Below are 24,530 nucleotides of genomic sequence, written 5' to 3'. Positions count from 1 at the left end.
AAATAGTCTGCAATCTTCGCCCATGCTGTCCGAGGCCCCGCCATGCAAGGCACCATCGCCGTCATTTCCCCCTCCAGCACCCTGACCTCGGTGATGCACGGCATCCTCCAGCAGCGCGGCTTGACCCTGGTGGTGATCGAAGCCGCCCAGCACGACGCTGCCCTCAAGGCGCGCCAACTGCTCGACAGCGGCGTCAGTGTGATCATCAGCCGTGGGCGCACCGCCAGTGTGTTGCGCGAGCAATTGCGGGTGCCCATTGTCGAGGTCAAACACACGTTTTTCGACTGCATCAATGCCTATCACAAGGCGCAGCAGGTCTCGGACAAGGTCGCCTTCCTGGCCACCTCCGAGGGCTATGCGACGATCTTGGAAAAGGCCCGGCCGTTCATGCCGCAGGTGTCGATTTGCCTGATCGACCCCTTGGGCAGCAGCCAGGCCACCGAGGCGCAGTTGGATCGGTTGCAGGCGCAAGGCATTGAAGTGGCGATTGGCGGCTTGTCATCGCGCCAGGCCGTGATGGCGCGGGGCATGCGTTACATCATGTCCGAGGCCGACCCGGATGCGGCCGACGAGGCCATCGATGAAGCCTTGCACTTGTTGCAGATCGAGGAGGAGCGGCGGCTCAAGCGCGTGGAATTGCAGAGCCGCTACGAGATGATCCAGTCGATCCTCAATTGCGTGTCCGAAGGTATTTTCAGTGTCGACAGCCAGCGCACCCTCACCAATATGAACAGCGTGGCCACGGGTTACCTGGGCAGCCTGGGGGTGGGTGACAGCATCGATGGCTTGCTGACCCAGGACTATTTCAGCCAGGTGCTCAACCACGGCCGCCCGGTGCGCGGTGCGCTGATCAGCCTGGGGCGTCTGTCGCTGACGTTGAGCATCGCCCCGATCACCCTGGACAACCAAGTGATCGGCGCCGTGGCCACCTTGCAAAGCCAGACCGAAATCACCGCCATCGAACGCAAGATGCGCCGGCAATTGGCACGCCTGCACCTGGCGGAAAAAACCTTCGATGACATCATCGGCAGCAGCCCGGCACTGGCCAAGGCCAAGCGCCTGGCCCTGACCTATGCGGCGGTAGACAGCACGGTGATGATCGAGGGCGAAACCGGCACCGGCAAAGAGCTGTTCGCCCAGAGCATTCACAACGCCTCGCGCCGCAAAAACGGCCCGTTCGTGGCGATCAACTGCGCGGCATTTGCGCCGGGCGTGCTGGAGAGCGAACTGTTTGGCTACGTCAAAGGCGCTTTCACCGGCGCACTCAACGAAGGCAAGGTCGGGGTGTTTGAGCTGGCGCACACCGGCACCATCTTTTTGGATGAAATCAACGAAACCTCCACCGACATCCAGGTGAAACTGCTGCGCACCTTGCAGGAGCGCAAGGTGGTGCGCATTGGTGATGACAAGGTCACGCCCGTGGATATCCGCATCATCACCGCCAGCAACAAAAGCCTGCCGCAGTTGGTGGCCCAGGGGCTGTTTCGTGAGGACTTTTTCTACCGTATCTGCGTGCTCAAACTGCACCTGCCCGCCCTGCGTGAACGCCGTGCAGACATCCCCGAACTGGTGCGCCACTTGCTGCGCAGCCTGCCCATCGACACCGCCGAACCTGCGCAGGATTTGCTCGCGCGCCTGAGCGCTTGCCCGTGGCCGGGCAATATTCGGCAACTGGGCAATATCGTCGAGCGTCTGGCCGTGATGAGCCAGGGGCGGGCGTTTGCACAGCCGTGGCTGGAGGAGGTGCTGGAAGACCTTTCAACCGACGTGAAGGTCGAGCAGGGTGCCGCTAGCAAGAGCGAGTTGGCCGTGTTGCACGAGGTACTCAGCAGCGTCCGCGGCAACCGCGAAGCCGCCGCCAAGCGCCTGAACATCAGCACCACCACCCTGTGGCGGCGCATGAAGAAGTATTTGGATCAAGACCCGGCGTGCTTTGACACCACACGCTACTGACCGCCACCCAGGCCTCTGTAGGAGCGAGCTTGCTCGCGAAGCACTCACAGGCAACGCGTTTCTCCAGGTTTCACGCGTTATCGTTGACGATTTTCGCGAGCAAGCTCGCTCCTACAGTTCAAGGGGTATCAATGCATCTTGCTGTGGTCCATGCCATCCAGGCCACGGGCCGGGGCCTTGACTTCAATGGACTGCTGCTCGCCCTTGGCGTTCTCCACCGTGAGGGTCAGCGGCACCTGGTCGCCTTCCTTGATCTGGCCGGTCAGGCCCATCAGCATAACGTGGTAACCGTTGGGGTCGAGGGTCACGGCCTTGCCGGCGGGCAGGGCGACTGCGTCCACAGGGCCCATGCGCATCACGTCGTCCTTCATGCTCATTTCATGGATCTGCACGTCCTTGGCCACCGGCGAAGCCACGCGCAGCAGCTTGCTGTCGCTGTCGGCGGTGACGGTCATGAACGCGCCGCTGCTCGGTTGGCCTGGCACGGTGGCGCGTACCCACGCATCGGTCACTTGCACCTGGGCGCTAGCGTGCGCCGCAAGGCCGAGCAGGGTCAGGCCGAAGGTGAGGCGCTTGAGGTGTTGAACGGCAGTCATTAACAGACCTCCATGACGGTGAGCAGGTCTTCTGCGCACTCTTTAGCGGTAAGGGATGCCTGCAGGCCCAGGCGCAGGTTGCCACGGGTGTCGAACACAAAGCTGGTGGCCGTGTGGGACAGGGTGTAGGTGTCGCCGGCGGGGATCTTTTCATAGAAGATCCCGAACTCCTTGGCGGCCACGGCGATTTCTTCCGGGGTGCCGTACAGCGCTTCGAAGCTGGGGTCGAAGGCCTTGACGTACTTGTCGAGAATCTCCGGCGTGTCGCGTTCCGGGTCCAGGGTGATAAAGATCACCTGCATGATCTCGCCGTCGCGGCCCATCAGCTTCTTGGCTTGGGCGGCGCGGGCAAGCGTGGTGGGGCATACGGCCGGGCATTGGGTAAAGCCGAAGAACACCACCGGCATCAGGCCACGGTAGGAGCTGAGGGTGACGGTGTCGCCCTCGGTGTTCTTGAGCTTGAAGGTGCGCCCCATGATCTTGTCGCTCAGGTCCTTGCCGTACTTGAAGTTCAATTTGGGGCTGTTGTCACAACCGGCCAGCAGGCCCAGACCCAACAGGCCCATGCCGGTCAGGACCTTGCGGCGGGTGAATAACGTACTCATCAACTGTGCATCCTGTGAAACGCCGGCATTGTGTGAAGTCAAACACGCAGGCCTGGAAAAGGAGTAACGAGGAGGGCGCAAAGTCTACCAACCCTGGACGCCCTGCGTAACGTGCGACGTTCTGCCACAGGGGCGCTCTGTGCTTCATTTCGGTGCGCCTGGGGTGGTAGAGTCGCCGCCATGAAATTGAGCCACCCCGACCGTTCGCTGATCGCCTGGGCCCTGTACTTTTGCGTGCTGATGAACCTGTTCGTCTGCGGTTTGGGGCATGGGCAGATGACCGGCCAGGCCCTCAATGGTATCGGTGGTGCGTTCTGTTCGGTGAACAGCAAGCCGGCGCCACTTTCCGACAAAGGGTTGGGCAGCCCGTCTTCCAGCAACATCTCGAACTACTTTGCCTGCCCGGTTTGCAACGCGCTCACCGTCGCGCTGGTGTTTTTGATTGGCCTGGCCTGGCTGCTGGGCCTTGGACAAACCCCGCGCCCAGCCCATGAGCGACGCAACAAGGCGCCGCCGCGCTACTCCTGGCCCTCGGCCAACCCTCGCGCTTCCCCAGCCTCCTGACGTGTGTCTTGGGCCTCCTGCAACCAGGAGGCGTTCTATCGTCACGATTGTGAGTGCGTTTCATGAACCCTGTATTGCCTGCCGGCGCCAGTCGCCTGGTCAGCAAGGCATCGCGCCGTCTGCGCGCAGAACCTCTGCGGCCTGATTACCCCAGCAATTCCCGCTGCTTCGTGCACCTGGATGCACGCCTGTTGCCGTATTGGCACACCCTGTTCGATATCTGCCCGGCGCTGCTCAAGCTCGACCCGCCGGAGGGCCTCAACCTGTTTCGCAGCTTCATGACCTGGGCGTACCGCAACCAGCCGACCCCGGACTGGACGTATCACCTGAATGTCTGTCGTTGGTTGCTGGGCTCAACCTATCGCGCGCAGATTGACGATGAGCCCATCGAGGCGTTCATGGCCGCTGCGGCTGCGCGTTGGGTCAATACCGATGCCAGTTCGGCCCGGGGCGTGGTGGTGGCCTGGCAAGGCCTCACCGTGTGCGATTGGAAGGACGCGACGCGGGTGGGTGTCGAGTGCCTGGCATTGCCCGTTCCAGGCTGGGATTTTGCCTGGTGCCCATTGGGCGCCCAGGGACCGCTGCGCGAGTGGCTGCCGGTGCCCTGAACCCAGCTGTGGATTGTTGCGCAGACTGAAAAACACAATGACAGCTTTGGCGGTTTTTTCCGTGGCCGCCAAGGCTATACCGTGCGCGCTCCCGTCGAATACAACCACTCACCGGCCTATAACAACAACAGGCCGGGGCGCGATGGGTTGTCTCAATCACTTCTCGGAGCGCTTCATGAACCCAAAGACTTGCCTGGCCCTGGCCGTATCCCTGGGGGCCGCGCAGCAGGCGGTTGCGTCAGGTTTTATCGACGACAGCAAAGCCAGCCTCGACCTGCGCAACTTCTATTACAACCAGGACACCCGCAACAGCCGCGCCCCTTCGGACCGGGAGTGGGGCCAGGCCTTCATGTTCAACTATCAGTCCGGTTTTACCGAAGGGGTGGTGGGCGTTGGCCTGGATCTGCAAGCCATGTATGGCCTGCGCCTTGACGCTTCCGGGCGGGCCGGCAAGGCGGGTGAGGACAACACGCCCGGCAGCGTTTTCCCGCTGTCCGATGGCAAGGCCGCCAATGACTTCAGCAAGGCCGGTGCCACGGGCAAGCTGCGTTTTTCCCAAACCCAATTGAAGGTCGGCACCTTGATGCCCAAGCTGCCCGTACTGACTTATGAAGACGGACGCCTGACGCCGCAGATGTTTCGCGGGTATCAGGTGGACTCCAAGGACCTCAAGGACTTCAACCTGGTTGCCGGCAAGATCGAACAGGTGGTGGACCGCAACTCCAGCAACGACCAGGGCCTGTCCATCGCCGGGGCCAACGACCCGAACAAAGGCAAGTTCAGCAACCAGTTCTATTACGCCGGCACCGATTACACCGTCACCAAGCAACTGCAAGTGCAGTACTACTACGCCAGCTTGGAAAACTTTTACCAGCAGCACTTCCTTGGCCTGGTGCACAACTGGCAATTGCCGGTGGGGCAACTCAAGACGGATTTGCGCTATTTCAACAGCACGTCCGACGGCAAGAACGCCAGTGCCGCAGGGCGCGCAGAAGGGTATGTCAGCTCGGGTTACTACGCGCCGGGTGTGAATGCGGGCAAGGTCGACAACCGCTTGTGGAGCGCACTGTTCACCTATTCGCTGCAAGGCCACGCCCTGAGCCTGGGTTATCAGAAGTCCACCGGCAACAGTGACTTCCCCCATATCAACCAGGGGCAGGGCCGCTCGGTCTACCTGATTACCAACGCCCAGTCGCTGAAGTTCATCAATGCCGGGGAGCAGGCTACCGTGGGCAGCTATACCTATGACTTCACTCAATTGGGCCTGGCCGGCTTGAAGTCCAGCGTCACCTATATTCGCGGCAGCAACATCCAGGCAGCGCGTCGGGACAACAGCGAGTGGGAGCGGGATTTGCGCATCGATTACGTGGTGCCGTCGGGCACCTTCAAGGGCCTCGGCCTGACCTGGCGCAGCGCAGTCGCGCGTGGCAACGACACGGCGGACAAGGACGAAACCCGGCTGATTGTCAGCTACAGCATTGCGCTGATGTAACGCGCTGTGGCGTCACGTCGCGCCCGGATGTTGACCGTGGTCAAGAGGTGACGCTGCGCCAGTTACCACACTGTGGCGAACTTTCTGGAACGCCACACCATGTCCCTGTCCCTTGCGTCGCCGGCCCTGTCTACCGAGGTGGTTGCGTTGGCTCAGGCGCTTGGGCGGGTGACGGCCGAAGATGTGTTCTGCCCCCTTGATCTACCGGGTTGGGACACCAGCAGTGTGGAGGGCTATGCCTTGCGCGCCGCAGCCGTGCCGGAGCAGGGCGGCTACCTGGGGTTGGGCAGTGAGGCGCTGCCAGTGGCTGCTGGAATGCCGCTGCCGCCAGGCACTGACAGCGTGGTGCCCCAGATGCGTTGCCGGGTGTATGGCTCGCGCCTTTGGTGCCCGCCGTTGCGGGCGGGCGAGCATGTGCGACCACGGGGTGAAGAGCTGCAGCGCGGGCAGCGGGTGTTATGCGCAGGTCAGCGTTTGCGTGCCCAGGAACTCGGGCTGTTGGCTGCAGCGGGGATTCCACGGGTCAAGGTTTACCGCGCCTTGCGGGTGTGCCTGTTGAACGGGGGAGACGGGCTTCGCGAGCCGGGCGAATCATTGGCCCGTGGGCAGGTATTCAACAGCAACCGTTACCTGGTGGCGGCGTTGTTGCGCAGGTGGGGCGTGGAGGTGCAGGACTATGAGGTTCTGGTCGATGCCCTGACATCCAGCCAGGATGCACTGGCACTGGCCGCATCCGAATGCGACGTGCTGCTCAGTACCGGCGGTGCATCGGCTGGCGAAAAGAACCCGCTCGAACAGTTGGGCAAACCGTGGATCGGCTTGCCGCGCAACCCTGCCGATGCACTGGTCACCACCTTGGTGGTGGTGCGCCCCTTTTTATTGCGTGCCCAGGGCGCGCAGCGGGTATCGCCCACCCCGGCCAGCGTGCCCGCCGGGTTTGACTGGCTCACGCCGGACACCCGTCGCCATTACCTGCTTGCCCGCTTGAGCCCGAGCCTGGATGGGCAACTGCGCGCGATCCTGCACCCTCAGCAAAATCCACCGTTGCTCACCGCCGCCTGTTGGGCTGACGGCTTGGTCATCGTCGAAGCCGACCAGCAGGTATTCAAGGGCACACCCGTGCCGTACCTCTCATTTGCCGACTTTCACTGATCTGAGCTATGGGCGTGCGGCGTCAGCTGCCTGAGCGTGGCGGCTGCTTGTCCTTGTCCTTTTGGCTGTCGTCCGGCTTGGGCGCTTGTTGGCGGGTGTCGGTTTTTTTCTCGCCGTCGGATTGGCTGCTGGGAATAGTGCCAGGGGGCAGCGCATTGGCGGCGGGGGCGGTGTTGTCGCCAAAGGCGGCGAGGGTGGGCCCCGAGAGCAATAGTGAAAGGCCGAGGATGAGTAAAATCCGTTGGGAAGAAGGGGTCTTCATGACGCAATCTCCTATCACTTGGATGAATCAATCAACTTGCGAAGCCCAGACTTCACCAGGCTTCGCAGGTGCCACAATCAAGCTGCAATGGGTTTGGTTGCTTGCTGCTTTTTATGCGCCGCCTTCATGGCTTCCATCTCGGCGCCCAAGGCTTCTAGCGTCGCTTTATCGAGCAGCTTTTTCGCTTGGGGAAACATCTCGGTTTCCTCTTCCTCGATGTGGTGTTCGAGCAGTTCCTTGACCACTTTGACGCGGCCCGAAAACTCGGTGGTCGATGGCTCGGTCTGCTTCAGGTCCGGCAATACCAATGAGTCGACAGTGCGGTGCTCTTCCTTGGCCTCGTGGTACATGATGTCTTGCTCCTTACCGCCGGCTTTCCTGAAGGCCGGGTAAAGGATTTCTTCTTCCAGTCTGGTATGCAGGCTGATTTCGGCTTCGAGCTTGGCCAACAGTTCGGTGCGTTTTTTCACCCCGCGTTCGGTGGATTCACTCAGTTGAGTCAGCAAGGTCTTGACGCGTTGGTGGTCAGCTTTGAGCAGGTCGATGGCGTTCATGGGTAGTCCTCGTGCAGGGCTGGCGGGTGCGTCGGAATGCGCGCCTCTTCACTGTGTCTTCACGGATGAACCTGCATCAGTTGTACCAAGTTGAGCGATTCTGAATTTGCATGCCAAATCAATCATATGCGCTGCACCTGGGGGGAGGTGTGTCGTGCAGCTTGCATGGTCCGGGCGTTCATGACGTGCATTACGCACAGCCAGTACGACGGCTTGAAAGCGCCCCGGTACTTTTTAATGAACCCTCGGCTCAATTGGTTGACCTAACGCTTAAGACCTCAGGAGGTGAACCATGGAATTACATTACGTCTGGATAGGTTTGGCAGTGATTTTGCTGCTGTTGGAACTGTGGGCGATCAACGTGGTGTTGCGCAGCACCAGTGGCTGGGAGACCAAGGGGTTGTGGCTGGTCATTTTGATTTTTGTGCCGCTGTTCGGGTTGATTGCGTGGGCCATGTTTGGGCCAAAACGCGAAATGCCGGAACATCGTCGCAACTGAAATTGTGGCTGAACGAACACAGGCGCTCTGCAGGCGCCTGTTTTTTTGCCTGCCAGTTCAGCCCGCAGCGGCCCGGCGCTACTCCACCTCTACTCGCAGTACCTCCAAACCTAACTGTTCATACGCCTCGACACTCGGCACATGCCACTCGGTAATCAACGTGTGGATACGCTCGCACGGCGCCACCACAAACGGCTCCACTGCACCAAGCTTGTCGGCCATGGTCACCGCCACCACATGGGATGCACTGTCGAGCAACGCCTGCTTCACCGCTACTTCATCAAAGTGCAGTGAGGTGATGCCTACTTGGGGATGCAACGCGCACACGCCGGTGAACAATAAATCTGCCTTGATGCTCTGGATCAGGCGCACCGCTTCGTGGCCGCTGGTGGAGAGGGTGGCGGGGTTGAGTTGGCCGCCGGCGAGGATGACTTTCACCTGTGCATGATCGGCCAGGGCAATGGCGATCATCGGGGACGGTGTGACGACTGTCAGGCGAATTGAACGTGGCAATGACTGCGCAATTTGCAGCGTGGTGGAGCCAGAATCGAACAGTACGATTTGGCCATCCTCAACACGATCGGCGGCCAGTTGTGCAAGGTGGCGCTTGGCGTCGCTGGTCTCGCCGACACGCGTGAAGAAGTCCTTGCCGGTGTCCTTGGGCCGGGGCAGCGCGCCGCCGTGAACGCGTTGCAGCAAGCCGGCGGCGGCGAGTTCGCCGAGATCGCGGCGGATGGTGTCCTGGGACACAGCAAAGTGCTCGACCAATTCCGACGCGGTGACTTTGCCGTCGCGTTCCAGCAGCAACAAAATCTTCTGTTTACGCAAAGAAGGCAGGTCGATGGCTTGATGGGTATTGTGCATGTTTGTGCGTCTTTTTGCGGGTTTGTGCGAGATTAGTCTTCCGTTGATTTAAACGCAATGGCTGGTTGAACCGGGAATGCACGGTTACTCTCAGGGCTCAGTTCAGGGAGAGGTGACCTAGATGTCGTTGATTACCACCATCGAAGACTTACGCAAGCTGGCGCAAAAACGTGTCCCACGGATGTTCTACGACTACGCCGATTCCGGCTCCTGGACTGAGAGCACTTACCGGGCCAATGAAAGCGATTTTGCCCAGATCAAGTTCCGCCAGCGCGTGGCGCGCAATATCGATCAGCGCTCGATCCGCGCCAGCATGATCGGCCAGGACATGGCCATGCCGGTGGCCCTGGCGCCCACCGGCTTGGCCGGCATGCAGCACGCCGACGGCGAGATTCTCACGGCGCGCGCCGCCGCCGCGTTCGGCTTGCGCTATACCTTGTCCACCATGAGCATCTGCTCGTTGGAAGACATCGCCGAACAGGTTGGCCAGCCGTTCTGGTTCCAGCTGTATGTGATGCGCGACCGCGCCTTCATCGAGCAATTGATCGAACGCGCCAAGGCGGCCGGCGTGGATGCGCTGGTGTTGACCCTCGACCTGCAAATCCTCGGGCAGCGTCACAAAGACTTGATCAATGGCCTGTCGGCGCCGCCTAAACTGACCTTGCCGAATATCCTCAACATGGCCACCAAGCCGCGCTGGGTGATGGGCATGCTCGGTACCAAACGGCGTGGTTTCGGCAACATCGTCGGGCATGTAAAGGGCGTGGCGGACATGAGTTCGCTGTCGTCGTGGACGGCCCAGCAATTCGACCCGAGCCTGAGTTGGGACGATGTGGAATGGATCAAGAAATGCTGGGGCGGCAAGCTGATCATCAAGGGCATTCTGGATGTGGAAGATGCACGCCTGGCGGCCGATTCCGGTGCCGATGCGCTGGTGGTGAGCAACCACGGTGGGCGTCAGCTCGATGGCGCGCCGTCGAGCATCAGCCAGCTGCCGGCGATTGTCGACGCAGTGGGCGAGCGCATCGAGGTGTGGCTTGACGGTGGCATTCGCTCCGGCCAGGACGTGCTCAAGGCCATGGCACTGGGCGCCAAGGGCACCCTGATCGGCCGCCCGCATTTGTATGGTTTGGGCGCATTGGGCGAGGCGGGAGTGACCAAGGCGCTGCAGATTATTGCGCGGGAACTGGACGTGTCGATGGCGCTGTGTGGGTATAACGATATACGCGATGTGAGTCGCGAGATTTTGTTGCCTGGCACATTTCCCGAAAGCATTTACTGAGCAAAAAAATCGTAAAAAATTAAAAAGAGTTGTCCACGAAAACCGTGGGTATCTCTGTGGATAACTTTGTCAGACCCCGGCGGGTATGGCGATTTAACCAAAGGTTAATATTTGATCAACTGCCGGCGCGGGCCAGTATGGCCAGGGTTTGCGCTTGACACGCAAGCGCGAACCCAGTGCCGAAAAGCGTTTTTACGAGTCGCCGTTGCGGCCTGTGGAGTGCGTCACAACCTGGGGTGGCATCTTCGCTTGCATCAGCTTGTCCAGCGCCTGGCCATAGCTGCGACCCGCCAGGCTCATGCTGTTGTTGTGGCTGGCACCTGGCACCAGCAACAGGCGCTTGGGCTCCTGGGCGGCTTCGAACAGTTGTTGACTGAAACGCGGCGGCACGTAGCGGTCGTCCAGGCCATGCACCACCAGCAACGGCATATGGATATCGGCGATCTTGTCGATGGAGTCGAATTTCTGTGACAGCAACCAGCGCACGGGTAACGAGGTATTCGCCACCGCCGTGGCCACATCCGCCAGGGACGTGAAGGTGGATTCGATCACCAGCCCACGTACGGGCAGCGGGGTTTGTTTACCCAGTTCTGCGGCCAGATCGATGGCGACCGCGCCCCCCAGCGAGTGCCCATAGATCAGGCGCTTGCTCGGGTCGGGTTGCAGGGTTTGGAAGCGCTCCCAGGCGATACGTGCGTCCTCGTACACCGTGGTTTCCGACGGCAGATCGCCCTTGCTTTGGCCGAAGCCACGGTAATCGATGGCCAATACCGAATACCCCAGCGCGTGCAGTTGCTCGATGCGAAACAACTGCCCGGTCAGGTTCCAGCGCACGCCGTGCAGGTAGAGAATCGCGGGCGCGTCCTTCTTGTCGGCCGGGTACCACCAGCCATGAATGTTCTGCCCCGATTTGAAACTCGTGGGCTTAAGCTCGATCTCCTGTACCGCCTTGGGCAGGCCGGTGTACCAGCCGGCGGTGCCTGGCTCGATGCGAAACACCAGTTCGCGCTCCTTGTGCTGCAACACGGCACAACCTGCCGGCAAGCCGACAATCAACAACGCCATGCACAACAGGGGAAACCAGCGCAGGCTCAGGCGCGACATAAAAGGTGAAGACATGAAGGTTCCAGGGCAAAGGTGAAGCACGGGTTTTAACAGATGGCCCGCGCAGGCAGGAATTAATTCGACAGCCGTGTAGGGGGATTGCTTGCAAAGTGTTACAGCATTGAACAAAGCGTGCAGGGGTTGTTAGGGTGGGCGGCCGAACAGGAGAGCACGGACATGGATTTTACCGGCAAGACAGCCATCGTTACCGGTGGCGCACGCGGATTGGGGCTCAGCTACGTACGGGCACTGGCCCAAGCGGGAGCACGGGTGGTCATCAGTGATATCGGGGCAGACACCGTCGGTGCCGGGCGTGACGCAACGGTGGCCCAGGCGGCGGCCGAAGCCTTGCAGGCCCAAGGCTTGACGGTGATTGGCCACGGTGGCGACCTGTCGTCGGACGACAGCTGCCGACAACTGATCAGCACGACCATCGAGGCCTTCGGCCAACTCGATATCCTGATTCATAACGCGGGTTGGGTGGGCTACCAGAACATCGCAGACCTCGACGCCGCGTTCCTGCAGCGCGCCATGGACATCAACCTCTACGCCCCGCTGTGGCTGTGCAAGCACGCCTGGCCGCATCTGCTGCGTTCATCTGCGCCGCGCATCATCCTCACCACCTCCGACCGCGCCATGTACGCGCAGTACGAGCAGACCGGCCTGGTGGCCTACAGCGCTGGCAAGATGGCGCAACTGGGCATCATGAACGCCTTGGGCCACGAAGGTGCGCAGGCTGGGATTCTGGTCAATGCCATCTCGCCGGTGGCCAAGACCCGCATGTGGGGCGTTACCGAGGAGCCGGACGAACTCAAGCCCGAGTGGGTGACGCCCGGCGTAGTGTTCCTGGCATCGGCGCACTGCAAGGACACGGGGTATATCCTGCGCGCCAGCAACGGCCAGTTCACCGCCACACGCCTCACGGAAAACCCAGGCGTCGACTACCCCCGCGACCTTGCCCGCATTAAAGCCGGCACGGCCGAAGAAGTCGCCGCCATGTGGGACAGCATCAAACAAGCGCACCCTCTGACTTGAGACCTCACCCATGGACCACAGCCCCGTTCGCATCACCGCCGAAGAGACCCTCTCGGACAACTGGTACAACCTGAAAAAATACAGCTTCGACCTGCGCCGCCGCGACGGCAGCTGGCAAAACCAGACCCGTGAGGTGTACGACCGGGGCAATGGCGCGACCATCCTGCTGTACAACCGCGAACAACGCACCGTATTGCTGATCCGCCAGTTCCGTATGCCCACGTTCGTCAACGACTACCACGGTTACCTCATCGAAGCGGCGGCGGGGCTGCTGGACAACGCCAGCCCTGAAGAGCGTATTCGTCTGGAAGCCGAAGAAGAGACGGGCTACCGCGTGGGGCCGGTGGAGAAGATTTTTGCGGCGTTTATGAGCCCTGGGTCGGTGACGGAGCGGATTCACTTTTTTATCGGTGAGTATCAGCCGGGGGATCGGGTTGGCAATGGGGGTGGGCTGGAAGAAGAGGGTGAGGATATTGAGGTGTTGGAGTTGGGGTTTGAGCAGGCGTTTGCGATGGTACACAGTGGGGAGATTGTGGATGGCAAGACCATCATGTTGTTGCAGCATTTGGAGTTACGAATGTTTAAGGAAGGGTGGTAACCCGGCTTTTTTGTAGTGAGCGGGCTTGCTCCGCGCTGGGCTGCGCAGCAGCCCTAAACCAGCCGCAGCAATAACGTTTTAGTTGAAATCTTCATAATTCTGCGCCCCTAGCGACGCCAGCCATGTTTTGAAAAAGTCAATTTGCTCGTCCGGGTTGTTAGTTAGGTTGCTCTCTTCATAGTCAAATACATGAACGATGTCATCTCGAGTAGCTTGTTTGCCTAGTGTCATCTCATATGCGACCAGTCCTGAACTCATCTGTGACGCCATCCTTGAAGGCATAACGTTTATCTTTGCGCCTTTGCAGAGGAATTTTATATGAGGAAAATCCGCTCGAACTTTCGCTAGGCAAGTATAGATGTCCTTTCCTCGATAGGTTTTTTCGAAGTTGTCAGCTTCGGAAAACCTCATCATAAGTTTTTCGGTATCATACTTTACAGTGACTTCCGCCCGCTGATCATTGATGAGCACCTTAATATTTTGAGTTTTCATTTTATTTTCTCTTCGGGTTTGGAATTGAATAGCCGACATAGCTTCCGTCACGGTTTACAGGTGTTACCCCCAAAATATCTTCTGGGTGAATCTTGTTGTGGATTGCGAATTCCTGTTCGTTCGAGAAAGGTGTCATCTTTCCGAGCTCCAGGTTGACGTCATGCCCAGGTATACTTTTTAGAGTATACAAGTAGCCTTTTCTCGTTCCATAGCTCGTTGCAAAGTCTATCGCTGTGATTTTTGATGGGGAGGTACTTATAAAGTTGCTTGGCGGATCATTGCTGTCGAGAGCGTGCAGATACAGGTCGTTGCTTTCTCCTTTACTTTTGAATCCGTTTTCAAAGACTTCATCTGGGTGCTTGCTGTCTCCTCTAAATAGGTAATCCGTTTCACCGCTTGTGCTTGGCGGTTCGGGCTCAGCCTTGCCAGTTTTTGCGGTATGCGCTGGTTCGTCGGCGTTAGCTACAGGTTTACAACCGTCCGCGCCGGGGCACTTGCTTAAACCTAGTGGATCAATCCACCCCGTAGGGTTTGGCACGTACTGGTACGTGTTGATCCCACCCGCCAACTTCACCGGGTCAGGCGTCAGGTACCGACCAATATCCGGATTGTAGTAGCGATGACGGTTGTAGTGCAGCCCGCTTTCTTGGTCGAAATACTGGCCCTGAAACCGTATTGGGTTGTCGATTTTTCCTATGTCGAGGCGTGAAATTTCGCCGTAGGCACGGTAGTGGGCGGACCAGGCGATTTCGCCTTCGGGCGTGGTGAGTTCCTGGGGTGTGCCGAGGTGGTCGAGTTGGTAGTGGAAAGGCTTGGTGGCTTTGGGGCCGAAGCCCTCAAGCAATGCTAGAGGCCTGAAGCTATCGGGCTCGTAGAGGTAGCTGCGGTGTTTATCTTGGTGGTGTTCGGCGATGAGCTTGTCGCCTTGCCAGAAAAACTCCGTGTTGACGCCATCCACGGTTTTACTGATGCGTCGCCCAAACGGGTCATAGCGATAGCTGGTGGTTTGGCCGTTGGGCTTGGTGACGCTGATCAGCCGGTGCTGACAGTCGTAGCGGTATTCAGTGACGAGTTGCTGACCTTTGCCACGCCTTTCACGGATCAGGTTGCCAAAGGCGTCGTAGTCGTAGTGGTTGCCGCCCTGCATCAGCAGCCGATTGCCCGCCACGATGTCCGGCCCCGGACGGTCTTGCATCAACAGGTTGCCCGCCGGGTCGTGGGCGAAGCGTTCTTGCAGATTTTGGGAGTGATCGGCGCGGGTCAGGCGGTTGAGTGGGTCGTACTGGTAGAGGTGTTCTCCTTTGCGGGTATCTAAGAGCCGGGTGAGGTTGCCGGTTTTGTCGTAGTCGTATTGGCGTTGGTAGAGGTAGTGCTCTTGTTGTGTGACGGCGTGGGCGTGCAGGCGTTGTTGGTCGTCGTAGTGGTAGTGGCTGAGGAGTTGGCCTTGTTGGCGTTGGAATTCTTGGCCGGATTTGAATAGGTGTGAGGTGAGAACTTCACCATTCAACTCGACGGTGGCGAGATGGCCGCCTTTGGCATGATTAAAAACCACACGGTTGTTATCCGGCAGGCGGAGTTTTTGCAGGTGGCCGCAGGCGTCATAGCTGTAACGCAGGGTGCCCCAACCTTGATGTTCGGCGGTGAGGCGGTTTTGTTGATCGTATTCGTAGGCTAAAAACCAGTGGCTGTCGTCGACGCTAAGGAGGTTGCCTTGGCGGTCGTAGGCATAGTCGACAGACTTTCCATCTGGAAGGGTTTTTCGGACAAGGCGACCGGCGAAGTCGCGTTGGTAACAGGTGACTAGCTGACTGCCGTCATCACCGTGTTCGGTCTTTTCTTGCAGGTTGCCGTTAAGGTCGTAGACGTAGGCAGTACGTTGGCCGTCAAACCCGGTTTCCTGTTGGATCAGGCCGTTGGGGTGATATTTCAGCCGGTAGGTTTCGCCAACCTCGTTTTCGATTTCAGTCAGCAATAAGCGAACGTTGTCGTAGCGGTAGTTGACCTGGGTGCCGTCAGCATTAATGCGACGGCTGATCAGGTGCAAACCATCCGCGTATTCGTAGCGAGTCACGCGCCCAAGCTCATCGCGTTCGGCGGTGATTTTTCCGTAGGGGTTGTAGCTGTATTCCCGCGTCGCACCACCTGGCAGAACTACCCGAACCAACCGCCCAACGGCGTCCCACTGATACTCGGTCAGCGCGCCGTGCTCATCCTCACGGGCAATCTGCCGCCCAACATCGTCATAGCGATACCGCTTGATCCCACCATTGGGCAGTTGTTCTTCAACAAGCTGCCCGCGCTCATTCCAGATCAGTCGCTGGCAACTGTGATCCGGCAACCAAACCCCAATCAGCTGCCCGTATTTGTTGTAGGTGTAATCGGTGATATGCCCTTCAGGGTCGATCTTGCGCGTGACATCGCCCTGATCATTTCTTTCATACTTCCAAACCGCTTCACCACGGCGCACAACCCGTACGAACCCGTTGTCATGCTCGTAGGATGTCGGCTCGTCGTCCCCCGGAAACACCGCCACCAAACGCCCAGCGTCGTCGTACTGATAAGCCGTCACCGCCCCCAGCGGGTCTTGCTCAACCGTCAGCCGGCCGTTGTCGTCGTAGGATTTGAAGTGCTGGGCGCCGTCCGGATCAACCCGCTGCACCAGCCTTGCACGCTGGTCATGTACATAAACTTCCTGGCTACCATCGGCGTTAAACACCGTGACGCGGCCGTCGTCATCCCAGGCATAGCGTGTGTCCATCTGCGAAAAGCTGGCCCAATGCCGAATGCATCGTGCCGCCTTGCCGGACCTTTCCCACTCCCAGAAAAAACTCGTCCCACCGGCCAAGCCGCGTTCGAGAATGACGTGCTGGTCGTCGTAGCGATAAGTCTCGGTTTCGCCTACGGCATTGGTCGCCGAAACCAGCCTGCCGAGTTCGTCATAGGCGTAGGAAACCACGCTTTGCTCGGTGACCCAGACGTAGGGCTCGTAGTCCTTGGCCCGCTGAATCTGGTACTCCACCGCCACAATGCGATCAGCCGAGTAGCGCAAAAACAGTGAACGCCCAACACCGTTATCTACCCGCTCAATACGCCCCACAACGTCACGAGATATACGCAGCCGGTTGCCATACGCATCGCTGATCGCCGTCAGCGAACCGTTAACGAAGTGGTAAAAGCGTGAGGCTTGCGCCAGCACCAACTCATCCGGCTTGTCGCCCAGATAAATCGCCGCTTCGGCCAGGCTATTGGTGATCGCCGGTCGGGAAGAACAGGGCAAGGGCAGGGTAATCGACCGATTTTCATGATCGGTCCACACCACTGATTCACCGACCACAGAAAGCCGATGCGCCAGCGAGTGGCACCAACCAAACCCCAGCCCGCAATCCATTTCCACTGCACTGGTGCGATACAGCCGGGTCCACTCAAACGGCAGAATCCCGTCCAGCGAACCGTCAACCAACGTCAACAATTCTTCCCCGGTCACCATCGATACCGGGCATCCGTCAGTGGCGGTTTTATCCGAACCTGCAGCAGCATCCCCATTGGGGTTCTTACCCGAAGCCGGCACATCATCCACCGGCTCTTGGCGAACCAACGCCGTCCGCTGCCTACCCTTGTCCCGAACCATCGCCACCGGGTTCGAAACCAACTGATCTCCAGCCTTCAACGGCACATCCGGAATCGTTTTGATCGGCGTTGCAGCACTGCTCAGCAAAATCGGTTTGGCCAGTAGCGCATGTTCCTCCGCGCGAGCTTTACCAAACTGCCGGGCCATATGCTCCAGCCACTGACGCGCACGACGAGACTTGATGCCACCCAGCACCTGCACACTCATGCGTATCGCCATCCCCATTCCGGCAGTGGCGAGGCACAGCAATAGATTGATCAGGACTTCGGCGCTGATTTCCCCCAGCAATTCGTTCATATAAGGCGGCGGCAACATGCGCATCCAGCTGACCATTGCCGACAGATAGATGAACAACAACGGCTCATCGCTAAGCACCAGCAAGCCTTTGGCGATCGTTTCGGCGCCAGCTGCAAGCAACTGTTCATACTCAGCCTGGGACAGGTAATGCAGCAGTTTTTCGGCATGCGCCAAGGGGGCTGATAGCCACTCAAGCAGCTGCTTGATGGTGTCCCAGACTGCATACAGCGACTCGCCAAACCCGCGTGCATAGGCTTGATGAAGCGAGAGATAACGCTTGAGAAAATTCGCCTGCGAATAGTCCCGCCACAGCGGCTCGAATGTGTTGCCCCATTCACTGCGCAGCCAATCTGCCTGCGAAGCGATTACTGACTGGTAAGAGCCATAGAGCGCCCTGTAATGCCGCTCGGAAACGTTGGGATAAAAGCTGACTCGGTACTGCTGGTTGCGATCACATTCCTTGATTTCGAGAATGCCGCTGGGACCAATGGTTTGATGGATGGGCTCGCCCAGTGTGCCGCCGTTTGGATCGACCTTTTGCAGCATCACCGGCGTATTGCCAATGGGCACAAACCGGACGCTTTGGAACAAATGCACCAGGGTCAAGGTGCCGTTCGCGCCACACATGGCGGTGGTGGTATTGGGGATCAGGGAGCGATTGATCGGCGCCACCAGCGCCACGTCATCGCCCACCTTGAAGACCTGCTCTACATCCAGTGCGGACAGGCTGAAATAACTCGATGCCCACTCGTCGAAGGTGTTGAGGCAACCGTTGAAATCGCGGATCACGGATTCGACATCCCGCGTTTTCGCATCCATGGCGGCCAGCACCAGGTAGCCAATGGTTTGGCTGGTAAAGGCGATCAAGCGATCAACCCGCCAATCAGAAAATCCATCTGCAATCCCTCGCCCTGTGTAGTCAGGCGAGGGACTTTGCAGAGGATTTCTGGGCGGGGGAGTAGAGCTAATCCGGCGGTTATGTGGGAAGTTTCGACACCTCACTCGACTAGCGGCTATTGTCAGAAATTTCCCACAGGAGTACAAATGTACTCCATGACGACTCTAACCCCCCGCCGTACCGCCATCCTGACCTTTATCCGCGACCGCATCGCGCAGCAAGGCCAGTCTCCCAGCCTCGCCGAGATCGCCGAGGCGTTCGGTTTTGCCTCGCGCAGCGTGGCGCGCAAGCATGTGCTGGCGCTGACCGAAGCCGGTTTTATCGAGGTCAACCCCAACCAGGCGCGGGGCATACGGTTGCTTAACCAACCCGTACGCCCTGAATGGTTGGATGTGCCGGTGCTGGGCCGGGTGGCCGCAGGCTTGCCTATTGGGGCCGATGCGGAAGTGCACAGCCGCTTGCAACTGGACCCCGGCACCTTTGCCAAAACCCCGGATTACCTGCTGCGGGTGCAGGGCGACTCGATGATCGAAGACGGCATCCTCGACGGCGACCTGGTGGGCGTGCGGCGCAGTGCCGAGGCCTTGAACGGGCAGATTGTGGTGGCGCGCCTGGACGGCGAAGTGACCATCAAGCGTTTCGAGCGCCACGGCGACAGCGTGCGCCTGCTGCCACGCAACCCTGCGTATCAACCGATCGTGGTGGGGCCGGACCAGGACCTGGCTATCGAAGGGGTGTTCTGCGGCCTGGTGAGGCAAGGCTGATGGGCGCCGTCGTTGCGTTGGACACGCTGTTCAATGGCGGCCGCGTATGGAAAGGCCGGCCTGCTGCGCCGCCAGCCAGTGTGCATCCTACGGGGCTCAAGGCGCTGGATGCGGTGCTGCCCACGGGTGGCTGGCCGGAGTCGGCCTTGAGTGAAATCCTGATGGCAAAGGAGGGTGTGGGTGAGCTGCAACTGGTGTTGCCCACACTGGCGCGCTTATCCAAGGCAGGCGAGCGCATTGTGCTGGTGGCGCCGCCCTACACACCGTACCCCCATGCCTGGCAGAACGCCGGGGTGGACCTGCGCCTGCTCTCGGTGATCCAGGCCGAGGAGCGCGACGCGCTGTGGGCGGTGGAACAATGCCTGCGCTCGGGCAGTTGCGGGGCGGTGTTGTGCTGGCCGCGCAAGGCCGATGACCGGGCGTTGCGGCGCTTGCAGGTAGCGGCGGAAACCGGCCAGACCCTGGCGTTTGCCTGGCGCTCTCTGGGCGAGGCGATCAACTCATCACCGGCCGCGCTGCGCCTGGCGGTGGAGGCCAAGCCCGCGCAAGTGCGGGTGCTCAAGTGCCGGGGCGGGTTGGCCCATCCGGCGCCGATTGCCCTGGCGGGGCACTGAGGTTGCCATGCGTTGGGTGTGTATTGTCTTCCCGCAATTGGCGCTGGACGGGGTGCAGCGTGCGCACCCCGAACCCGACCAACCCCTGGCCTTGCTGGCCGGCACGCCGCAACGGCGCGTGCTGCAAACCGTCAATGAGGCGGCCCGCGCCCTGGGCCTGCGCCCCGGCCAATCCCTGAGCGCCGCGCATGCCCTGGCCAAGACCTTTGCCAGCGCCGAATACGACCCCGCCGAAATCGAACGCTGGCAGCAGTTTCTTGCCGCCTGGGCCTACCGTTTCAGTTCCCAGGTCAGCCTGTATTACCCACGGGCCTTGCTGTTCGAAATCGAGTCGAGCCTGGGCCTGTTCGGGCCGTGGCCGCAGTTCGAAGCGCGGTTGCGCAAGGAGTTGACCGAGCTGGGCTTTCGTCACCGTATCGTCGCCGCGCCCAACCCGGCGGCGGCACGGGTGTTGGCCAATCTCTACGATGGCCTGGCCGTGGCCGATGACGGCCTGTTGAGGCAGGCCCTGGCGCCATTGCCCATTGACCGTGTCGGCCTTGACCCGCAAGCCGCCACCGCCTTGTCACGCATGGGCCTGCGCACCCTGGCCCAGGTGCAGGCGCTGCCCCGGCATACCTTGGCGCGGCGTTTCGACGCCGGTTTGCTCAAGCATTTGGATGCACTCGCCGGGCAGCGCCCACTGGCCCTGGCGTTCTACCAGCCGCCGGACCAGTTCGATGTGCGCATCGAGTTCAATTACGACGTGCAGTCCCACCAGGCATTGCTGTTCCCCTTGCGCCGCCTGACCGGCGATCTGTCGGCGTTTTTGTGTGGCCGCGACAGTGGCGTGCAGCGTTTTGACCTGCATTTGGAACATGCCCAGGCCCCCGACAGTGTGATCAAGGTCGGCCTGCTCAGTGCCGAGCGCGAGCCCGCGATGCTGTTCGAATTGGCCCGTGGCCGCCTGGAACAGGTGCAAGTCACTTCACCTGTGCGCGGCTTTCGCCTGGTCGCCCAGGACCTGCCGGTGTTTGTACCGCAGCGCCAAGACTTGTTCGACGACCGCCCGCAACAAACCCTGCCCTGGGAGCAACTGCGCGAACGCCTGCGTGCACGCCTGGGGGATGAGGCTGTGCAGGGCCTGCGTTTTCACGCCGACCATCGCCCCGAGTGCGCCTGGCAAACATCGGCCGAGAAAACCCCTTGCCCTACGCTGAACAACGTCCAGCGCCCCGGCTGGCTGCTCCGCGAACCGACCTTGCTGGACGAGCACGGCGTACAGATCCTGATGGGCCCCGAGCGCATCGAATCCGGTTGGTGGGACGGCGCCGATATCCGCCGTGACTACTTCCTGGTGCAAACCCGCGCCGGTCAACAAGGCTGGGCCTTCCGCACAGTGGGGCAGAGCGATGGGCTGTGGCTGCAAGGCTGGTTTGCATGAGCACCACAAAGACTCACACAACTCCCTGTAGAAGCGAGCTTGCTCGCGAAAAACGTCAAGGCAGCGCGGTCACCCAGAAAGCCCGCTTTATCGTTAACGACTTTCGCGAGCAAGCTCGCTCCTACAGGGTGTGGTTTGCATGAGCTACGCCGAGTTGCATTGCCTGTCCAATTTCAGCTTCCAGCGCGGCGCCTCCAGTGCGCTGGAGTTGTTCGAGCGGGCCAAACATCAAGGCTACAGCGCCCTGGCGATCACCGACGAGTGCACGCTGGCGGGCATTGTGCGGGCCTGGCAGGCGGCGAAGGCGGTGGCGTTGCCGCTGATCATCGGCAGTGAGATGCGCCTGGAAAATGGTCCGAAACTGGTGTTGTTGGTAGAGGACCTCAGCGGCTACCAACACCTGTGTCGCTTGATCACCCTGGCCCGACGTCGCGCCGAAAAGGGCAGCTACCGCCTGCTGCAAGAAGACTTCGAACAACCGCTGCCAGGCCTGTTGGCGCTGTGGGTGGCCGAAGACAGCGACACCCAGGCCGATATCCAATGGCTGCGCCGGACCTTCGCCGGGCGCCTGTGGTTGGCGGTGCACCTGCATTGCGGCCAGGACGATGCGCGCCACCTGGAGCAACGCCTGCAACTGGCCGCCAGCTTGCACATCCCCGCTGTGGCCTGTGGCGATGTGCACATGCATGCCCGTGGCCGCCGAGCCCTGCAAGACACCATGACTGCCATCCGCCATCACGTACCGGTGGCCGAGGCTGGCACGCGCCTGCACCCCAATGGCGAGCGGCATCTGCGCAGCCTTGACGCCCTGGCGGCGTTGTATCCGCAAGCCTTGCTCGATCAAACCCAGGCCATTGCCCGTCGCTGCACCTTCGACCTCAGCCAGTTGCGCTACCACTACCCGCGGGAACTGGTGCCCACCGGCCATACTGCCAAAAGCTGGCTGCGCGCCGTGACCGAAGAAGGCATCGCCCAGCGCTGGCCAGAGGGCGTGGACGCCAAGACCTTGCAGCAAATCAACAACGAGTTGGAGCTGATCAGCGAACTGGGCTACGAAAGCTACTTCCTCACCGTGCACGACATTGTGCGCTTTGCCCGCAGCCGCTCGATCCTGTGCCAGGGCCGTGGCTCGGCGGCCAATTCGGCGGTGTGCTTTGCCCTGGGCATCACCGAGATCAACCCCAGCCTGATGAACATGTTGTTCGAGCGCTTCCTGTCCCGCGAGCGCAACGAGCCGCCGGATATCGACGTGGACTTCGAGCACGAACGCCGCGAAGAGGTGCTGCAGTACGTGTTCCAGCGCTACGGCCGCACCCGCGCCGCGCTGACGGCGGTGGTCAGCAGCTACCACGCAGCCGGCGCGGTGCGCGACGTGGCCAAGGCCCTGGGCTTGCCGCCGGACCAGATCAACGCCCTGGCCGATTGCTGTGGGCGCTGGACCGACGAAGCACCGCCCCTGGAGCGTCTGCGTGAAGCGGGATTCGACCCCGAAAGCCCGCTGCTGCGCCGAGTATTGACGCTCACCCAACAACTGATCGGCTTCCCCCGGCACCTGTCCCAGCACCCCGGCGGCTTCGTGATTTCCGAATACCCCCTGGACACCCTGGTGCCGGTGGAAAACGCCGCCATGGCCGAGCGCACCATTATCCAGTGGGACAAGGATGACCTCGATGCCGTGGGCCTGCTCAAGGTGGATATCCTGGCCCTGGGCATGCTCAGCGCAATCCGCCGTTGCTTCGACCTGCTGCGCCGCCATCGCAACCGTGACCTGGCCCTGGCGAGTATTCCAAAGGAAGACCCCGCCACCTACGCGATGATCAGCAAGGCCGACACCATCGGCGTGTTCCAGATCGAATCCCGTGCACAAATGTCGATGTTGCCCAGGCTCAAGCCCCAGACCTTTTATGACCTGGTCATCGAAGTGGCAATTGTGCGACCGGGGCCGATCCAGGGCGGCATGGTGCATCCGTATCTGCGCCGGCGGAACCAGGAGGAGGAGACCACTTACCCGTCGCCGCAATTGAAAGCCGTGCTGGAGCGCACCCTGGGTATCCCGCTGTTCCAGGAGCAGGTGATGCAGATCGCCATGGTCGCCGCCGACTATGGCCCCGGCGAGGCTGACCAGTTACGGCGTTCCATGGCTGCCTGGAAGCGTCATGGCGGCCTTGAGCCGCACCAGCAACGCCTGCGTACCGGCATGCTGAACAATGGCTATAGCGAGGCGTTTGCCGCGCAGATCTTTGAGCAGATCAAAGGCTTTGGCAGCTATGGCTTTCCCGAATCCCATGCGGCGAGTTTTGCGTTGTTGACCTACGCCAGTTGCTGGCTCAAGTGCCATGAGCCGGCCGCTTTTGCCTGTGCGTTGATCAACAGCTGGCCCATGGGCTTCTACAGCCCGGACCAGATCCTGCAGGATGCACGGCGCCATAGGCTGCAAGTGCGCCCGGTGGATGTGCTGGCCAGCGACTGGGATTGCAGCTTGGAACCCATCGACGGCCAGCAACCGGCCATCCGCATGGGCCTGCGGATGATCTCGGGCTTTCGTGAGGAGGATGGGCGGCGCATCGAAGCGGCGCGCCAGCGCCGGGCGTTCAGCGACATTGCCGACCTGGATGAGCGCGCCGGCCTGGATGCCCGCACTCAGGCCATGCTGGCGGATTCGGGCGCCTTGCGGGCGTTGGCCGGTAACCGGCATAAGGCGCGCTGGGAGGTGGCTGGGGTGCACAAGCAGCTTGGACTCTTTGCCGGGTTGCCCAGCCCGGATGAAGCGGTGGTGGAATTACCGGCTCCAACGGTGGGGGAAGATTTGCAGGCGGACTATGCGACGGTCGGCACCACATTGGGGCCCCATCCGCTGGCGTTGTTGCGCGCCGAGTTGCGCAAGCGGCGCTGCCGCAGTTCCGAGGAGCTGATGGCGGTGGAGCATGGGCGTCCTGTCAGCGTCGCGGGGTTGGTCACGGGGCGGCAGCGCCCGGGCACGGCCAGTGGCGTGACCTTCGTGACCCTGGAAGATGAGTTCGGCAACCTCAATGTGGTGGTCTGGCGCGACTTGGCCGAGCGTCAGCGCCAGGCGCTGGTCGGCTCGCGCCTGCTGAAAGTGGACGGGCGCTGGGAGGCGGTGGGCGAGGTGCGGCACCTGATTGCCGGGCGCCTCACCGACCTGTCGTCGTTGCTGGAGGGCATCAATGTGCGCAGTCGGGATTTTCACTAAGGTCAGTGGCTTCTGCGCCCGGAACCCCCTAAGTT

At 60.7% G+C, this 24,530-nt stretch carries 21 protein-coding genes; 13 read left to right on the top strand and 8 right to left on the bottom strand.

Annotated elements, in window-relative coordinates; translation table 11 throughout:
* Positions 1-42 precede the first annotated feature (42 nt).
* Entirely contained in the window at positions 43-1,953 is a 1,911-nt protein-coding gene (locus tag DYL59_RS08620; RefSeq protein WP_135288796.1) for a sigma 54-interacting transcriptional regulator, read from the top strand.
* A 128-nt stretch (positions 1,954-2,081) separates the two neighbouring features.
* Here DYL59_RS08620 and DYL59_RS08615 read toward each other — a convergent pair whose 3' ends face one another.
* Together DYL59_RS08615 and DYL59_RS08610 are read right to left on the bottom strand one after the other, a co-directional pair.
* On the bottom strand, positions 2,082-2,549 hold the full coding sequence (locus DYL59_RS08615) for a copper chaperone PCu(A)C (protein ID WP_135288795.1): 468 nt from the start codon (positions 2,547-2,549) through the stop codon (positions 2,082-2,084).
* Positions 2,549-3,154, bottom strand: coding sequence for an SCO family protein (locus DYL59_RS08610; protein ID WP_024074981.1), 606 nt, complete (start codon positions 3,152-3,154; stop codon positions 2,549-2,551). Before DYL59_RS08610 ends, DYL59_RS08615 begins: the two co-directional genes overlap by 1 nt.
* Before the next feature lie 180 nt (positions 3,155-3,334).
* On the opposite strand from DYL59_RS08610, the gene DYL59_RS08605 reads away from it, so the two are divergent.
* From DYL59_RS08605 to DYL59_RS08590, 4 genes are all read left to right on the top strand, one after another.
* Complete coding sequence (locus DYL59_RS08605; RefSeq protein WP_135288794.1) at positions 3,335-3,718, top strand: DUF2946 domain-containing protein; 384 nt, start codon at positions 3,335-3,337, stop codon at positions 3,716-3,718.
* 62 nt (positions 3,719-3,780) lie between these two features.
* Positions 3,781-4,326 (top strand): putative natural product biosynthesis protein, encoded by a 546-nt coding sequence (locus DYL59_RS08600; protein ID WP_135288793.1) that lies wholly within the window; start codon positions 3,781-3,783, stop codon positions 4,324-4,326.
* Positions 4,327-4,501: 175 nt separating this feature from the next.
* A complete protein-coding gene (locus tag DYL59_RS08595; RefSeq protein WP_135288792.1) occupies positions 4,502-5,818 on the top strand; it encodes an OprD family porin in 1,317 nt (438 codons plus the stop codon).
* Positions 5,819-5,917: 99 nt separating this feature from the next.
* Positions 5,918-6,970, top strand: a complete 1,053-nt coding sequence (locus DYL59_RS08590; protein WP_135288791.1) for a molybdopterin molybdotransferase MoeA — start codon at positions 5,918-5,920, stop codon at positions 6,968-6,970.
* 22 nt (positions 6,971-6,992) lie between these two features.
* Here DYL59_RS08590 and DYL59_RS08585 read toward each other — a convergent pair whose 3' ends face one another.
* Complete coding sequence (locus DYL59_RS08585; RefSeq protein WP_135288790.1) at positions 6,993-7,232, bottom strand: hypothetical protein; 240 nt, start codon at positions 7,230-7,232, stop codon at positions 6,993-6,995.
* Positions 7,233-7,309: 77 nt separating this feature from the next.
* Positions 7,310-7,786: a hemerythrin domain-containing protein gene (locus DYL59_RS08580; RefSeq protein ID WP_135288789.1), complete on the bottom strand. Its 477-nt coding sequence runs from the start codon at positions 7,784-7,786 to the stop codon at positions 7,310-7,312.
* Positions 7,787-8,078: 292 nt separating this feature from the next.
* Between DYL59_RS08580 and DYL59_RS08575 the strand changes: the two genes are divergently transcribed.
* Positions 8,079-8,285 carry a PLD nuclease N-terminal domain-containing protein gene (locus DYL59_RS08575; RefSeq protein WP_135288788.1) on the top strand — a complete coding sequence of 69 codons (207 nt, stop codon included), beginning with the start codon at positions 8,079-8,081 and terminating at the stop codon, positions 8,283-8,285.
* Between the two features lie 78 nt (positions 8,286-8,363).
* Here DYL59_RS08575 and DYL59_RS08570 read toward each other — a convergent pair whose 3' ends face one another.
* On the bottom strand, positions 8,364-9,149 hold the full coding sequence (locus DYL59_RS08570; RefSeq protein WP_135288787.1) for a DeoR/GlpR family DNA-binding transcription regulator: 786 nt from the start codon (positions 9,147-9,149) through the stop codon (positions 8,364-8,366).
* 121 nt (positions 9,150-9,270) lie between these two features.
* Here DYL59_RS08570 and DYL59_RS08565 point away from each other — a divergent pair, with 121 nt between their 5' ends.
* Positions 9,271-10,431 carry an alpha-hydroxy acid oxidase gene (locus tag DYL59_RS08565; protein WP_135288786.1) on the top strand — a complete coding sequence of 387 codons (1,161 nt, stop codon included), beginning with the start codon at positions 9,271-9,273 and terminating at the stop codon, positions 10,429-10,431.
* Between the two features lie 192 nt (positions 10,432-10,623).
* On the opposite strand, the gene DYL59_RS08560 is transcribed toward DYL59_RS08565, so the two are convergent.
* On the bottom strand, positions 10,624-11,550 hold the full coding sequence (locus tag DYL59_RS08560) for an alpha/beta hydrolase (RefSeq protein ID WP_135288785.1): 927 nt from the start codon (positions 11,548-11,550) through the stop codon (positions 10,624-10,626).
* 162 nt (positions 11,551-11,712) lie between these two features.
* Between DYL59_RS08560 and DYL59_RS08555 the strand changes: the two genes are divergently transcribed.
* Positions 11,713-12,570: an SDR family NAD(P)-dependent oxidoreductase gene (locus DYL59_RS08555; RefSeq protein ID WP_135288784.1), complete on the top strand. Its 858-nt coding sequence runs from the start codon at positions 11,713-11,715 to the stop codon at positions 12,568-12,570.
* Positions 12,571-12,580: 10 nt separating this feature from the next.
* Complete coding sequence (locus DYL59_RS08550; protein WP_135288783.1) at positions 12,581-13,168, top strand: NUDIX domain-containing protein; 588 nt, start codon at positions 12,581-12,583, stop codon at positions 13,166-13,168.
* A 78-nt stretch (positions 13,169-13,246) separates the two neighbouring features.
* Here DYL59_RS08550 and DYL59_RS08545 read toward each other — a convergent pair whose 3' ends face one another.
* Together DYL59_RS08545 and DYL59_RS08540 are read right to left on the bottom strand one after the other, a co-directional pair.
* A complete protein-coding gene (locus DYL59_RS08545; RefSeq protein WP_135288782.1) occupies positions 13,247-13,660 on the bottom strand; it encodes a hypothetical protein in 414 nt (137 codons plus the stop codon).
* A gap of 1 nt (position 13,661) precedes the next feature.
* A complete protein-coding gene (locus DYL59_RS08540) occupies positions 13,662-18,404 on the bottom strand; it encodes an RHS repeat-associated core domain-containing protein (protein ID WP_135288826.1) in 4,743 nt (1,580 codons plus the stop codon).
* 225 nt (positions 18,405-18,629) lie between these two features.
* Here DYL59_RS08540 and lexA point away from each other — a divergent pair, with 225 nt between their 5' ends.
* From lexA to DYL59_RS08515, 4 genes are all read left to right on the top strand, one after another.
* Positions 18,630-19,247 (top strand): transcriptional repressor LexA, encoded by a 618-nt coding sequence (lexA, locus tag DYL59_RS08535; RefSeq protein ID WP_135288781.1) that lies wholly within the window; start codon positions 18,630-18,632, stop codon positions 19,245-19,247.
* Entirely contained in the window at positions 19,247-19,861 is a 615-nt protein-coding gene (gene imuA / locus DYL59_RS08530; protein WP_135288780.1) for a translesion DNA synthesis-associated protein ImuA, read from the top strand. Before lexA ends, imuA begins: the two co-directional genes overlap by 1 nt.
* A gap of 7 nt (positions 19,862-19,868) precedes the next feature.
* Complete coding sequence (locus DYL59_RS08525; RefSeq protein ID WP_135288779.1) at positions 19,869-21,284, top strand: Y-family DNA polymerase; 1,416 nt, start codon at positions 19,869-19,871, stop codon at positions 21,282-21,284.
* A gap of 139 nt (positions 21,285-21,423) precedes the next feature.
* Complete coding sequence (locus DYL59_RS08515) at positions 21,424-24,495, top strand: error-prone DNA polymerase (RefSeq protein WP_135288777.1); 3,072 nt, start codon at positions 21,424-21,426, stop codon at positions 24,493-24,495.
* The last annotated feature ends 35 nt before the right edge of the window (positions 24,496-24,530 follow it).

The organism is Pseudomonas kairouanensis, assembly GCF_004682055.1.
GTDB lineage: Bacteria > Pseudomonadota > Gammaproteobacteria > Pseudomonadales > Pseudomonadaceae > Aquipseudomonas > Aquipseudomonas kairouanensis.
This window is presented reverse-complemented; position numbering and strand designations above follow the sequence as displayed.

What these genes read in the sequence shown, in the direction of transcription:
- DYL59_RS08620 (WP_135288796.1), top strand. Translation starts at nt 43, where the DNA reads ATGCAAGGCACCATCGCCGTCATTTCCCCCTCCAGCACCCTGACCTCG.
- DYL59_RS08615 (WP_135288795.1), bottom strand. Translation starts at nt 2,549, where the DNA reads ATGACTGCCGTTCAACACCTCAAGCGCCTCACCTTCGGCCTGACCCTG.
- DYL59_RS08610 (WP_024074981.1), bottom strand. Translation starts at nt 3,154, where the DNA reads ATGAGTACGTTATTCACCCGCCGCAAGGTCCTGACCGGCATGGGCCTG.
- DYL59_RS08605 (WP_135288794.1), top strand. Translation starts at nt 3,335, where the DNA reads ATGAAATTGAGCCACCCCGACCGTTCGCTGATCGCCTGGGCCCTGTAC.
- DYL59_RS08600 (WP_135288793.1), top strand. Translation starts at nt 3,781, where the DNA reads ATGAACCCTGTATTGCCTGCCGGCGCCAGTCGCCTGGTCAGCAAGGCA.
- DYL59_RS08595 (WP_135288792.1), top strand. Translation starts at nt 4,502, where the DNA reads ATGAACCCAAAGACTTGCCTGGCCCTGGCCGTATCCCTGGGGGCCGCG.
- DYL59_RS08590 (WP_135288791.1), top strand. Translation starts at nt 5,918, where the DNA reads ATGTCCCTGTCCCTTGCGTCGCCGGCCCTGTCTACCGAGGTGGTTGCG.
- DYL59_RS08585 (WP_135288790.1), bottom strand. Translation starts at nt 7,232, where the DNA reads ATGAAGACCCCTTCTTCCCAACGGATTTTACTCATCCTCGGCCTTTCA.
- DYL59_RS08580 (WP_135288789.1), bottom strand. Translation starts at nt 7,786, where the DNA reads ATGAACGCCATCGACCTGCTCAAAGCTGACCACCAACGCGTCAAGACC.
- DYL59_RS08575 (WP_135288788.1), top strand. Translation starts at nt 8,079, where the DNA reads ATGGAATTACATTACGTCTGGATAGGTTTGGCAGTGATTTTGCTGCTG.
- DYL59_RS08570 (WP_135288787.1), bottom strand. Translation starts at nt 9,149, where the DNA reads ATGCACAATACCCATCAAGCCATCGACCTGCCTTCTTTGCGTAAACAG.
- DYL59_RS08565 (WP_135288786.1), top strand. Translation starts at nt 9,271, where the DNA reads ATGTCGTTGATTACCACCATCGAAGACTTACGCAAGCTGGCGCAAAAA.
- DYL59_RS08560 (WP_135288785.1), bottom strand. Translation starts at nt 11,550, where the DNA reads ATGTCTTCACCTTTTATGTCGCGCCTGAGCCTGCGCTGGTTTCCCCTG.
- DYL59_RS08555 (WP_135288784.1), top strand. Translation starts at nt 11,713, where the DNA reads ATGGATTTTACCGGCAAGACAGCCATCGTTACCGGTGGCGCACGCGGA.
- DYL59_RS08550 (WP_135288783.1), top strand. Translation starts at nt 12,581, where the DNA reads ATGGACCACAGCCCCGTTCGCATCACCGCCGAAGAGACCCTCTCGGAC.
- DYL59_RS08545 (WP_135288782.1), bottom strand. Translation starts at nt 13,660, where the DNA reads ATGAAAACTCAAAATATTAAGGTGCTCATCAATGATCAGCGGGCGGAA.
- DYL59_RS08540 (WP_135288826.1), bottom strand. Translation starts at nt 18,404, where the DNA reads ATGGATGCGAAAACGCGGGATGTCGAATCCGTGATCCGCGATTTCAAC.
- lexA (WP_135288781.1), top strand. Translation starts at nt 18,630, where the DNA reads ATGTACTCCATGACGACTCTAACCCCCCGCCGTACCGCCATCCTGACC.
- imuA (WP_135288780.1), top strand. Translation starts at nt 19,247, where the DNA reads ATGGGCGCCGTCGTTGCGTTGGACACGCTGTTCAATGGCGGCCGCGTA.
- DYL59_RS08525 (WP_135288779.1), top strand. Translation starts at nt 19,869, where the DNA reads ATGCGTTGGGTGTGTATTGTCTTCCCGCAATTGGCGCTGGACGGGGTG.
- DYL59_RS08515 (WP_135288777.1), top strand. Translation starts at nt 21,424, where the DNA reads ATGAGCTACGCCGAGTTGCATTGCCTGTCCAATTTCAGCTTCCAGCGC.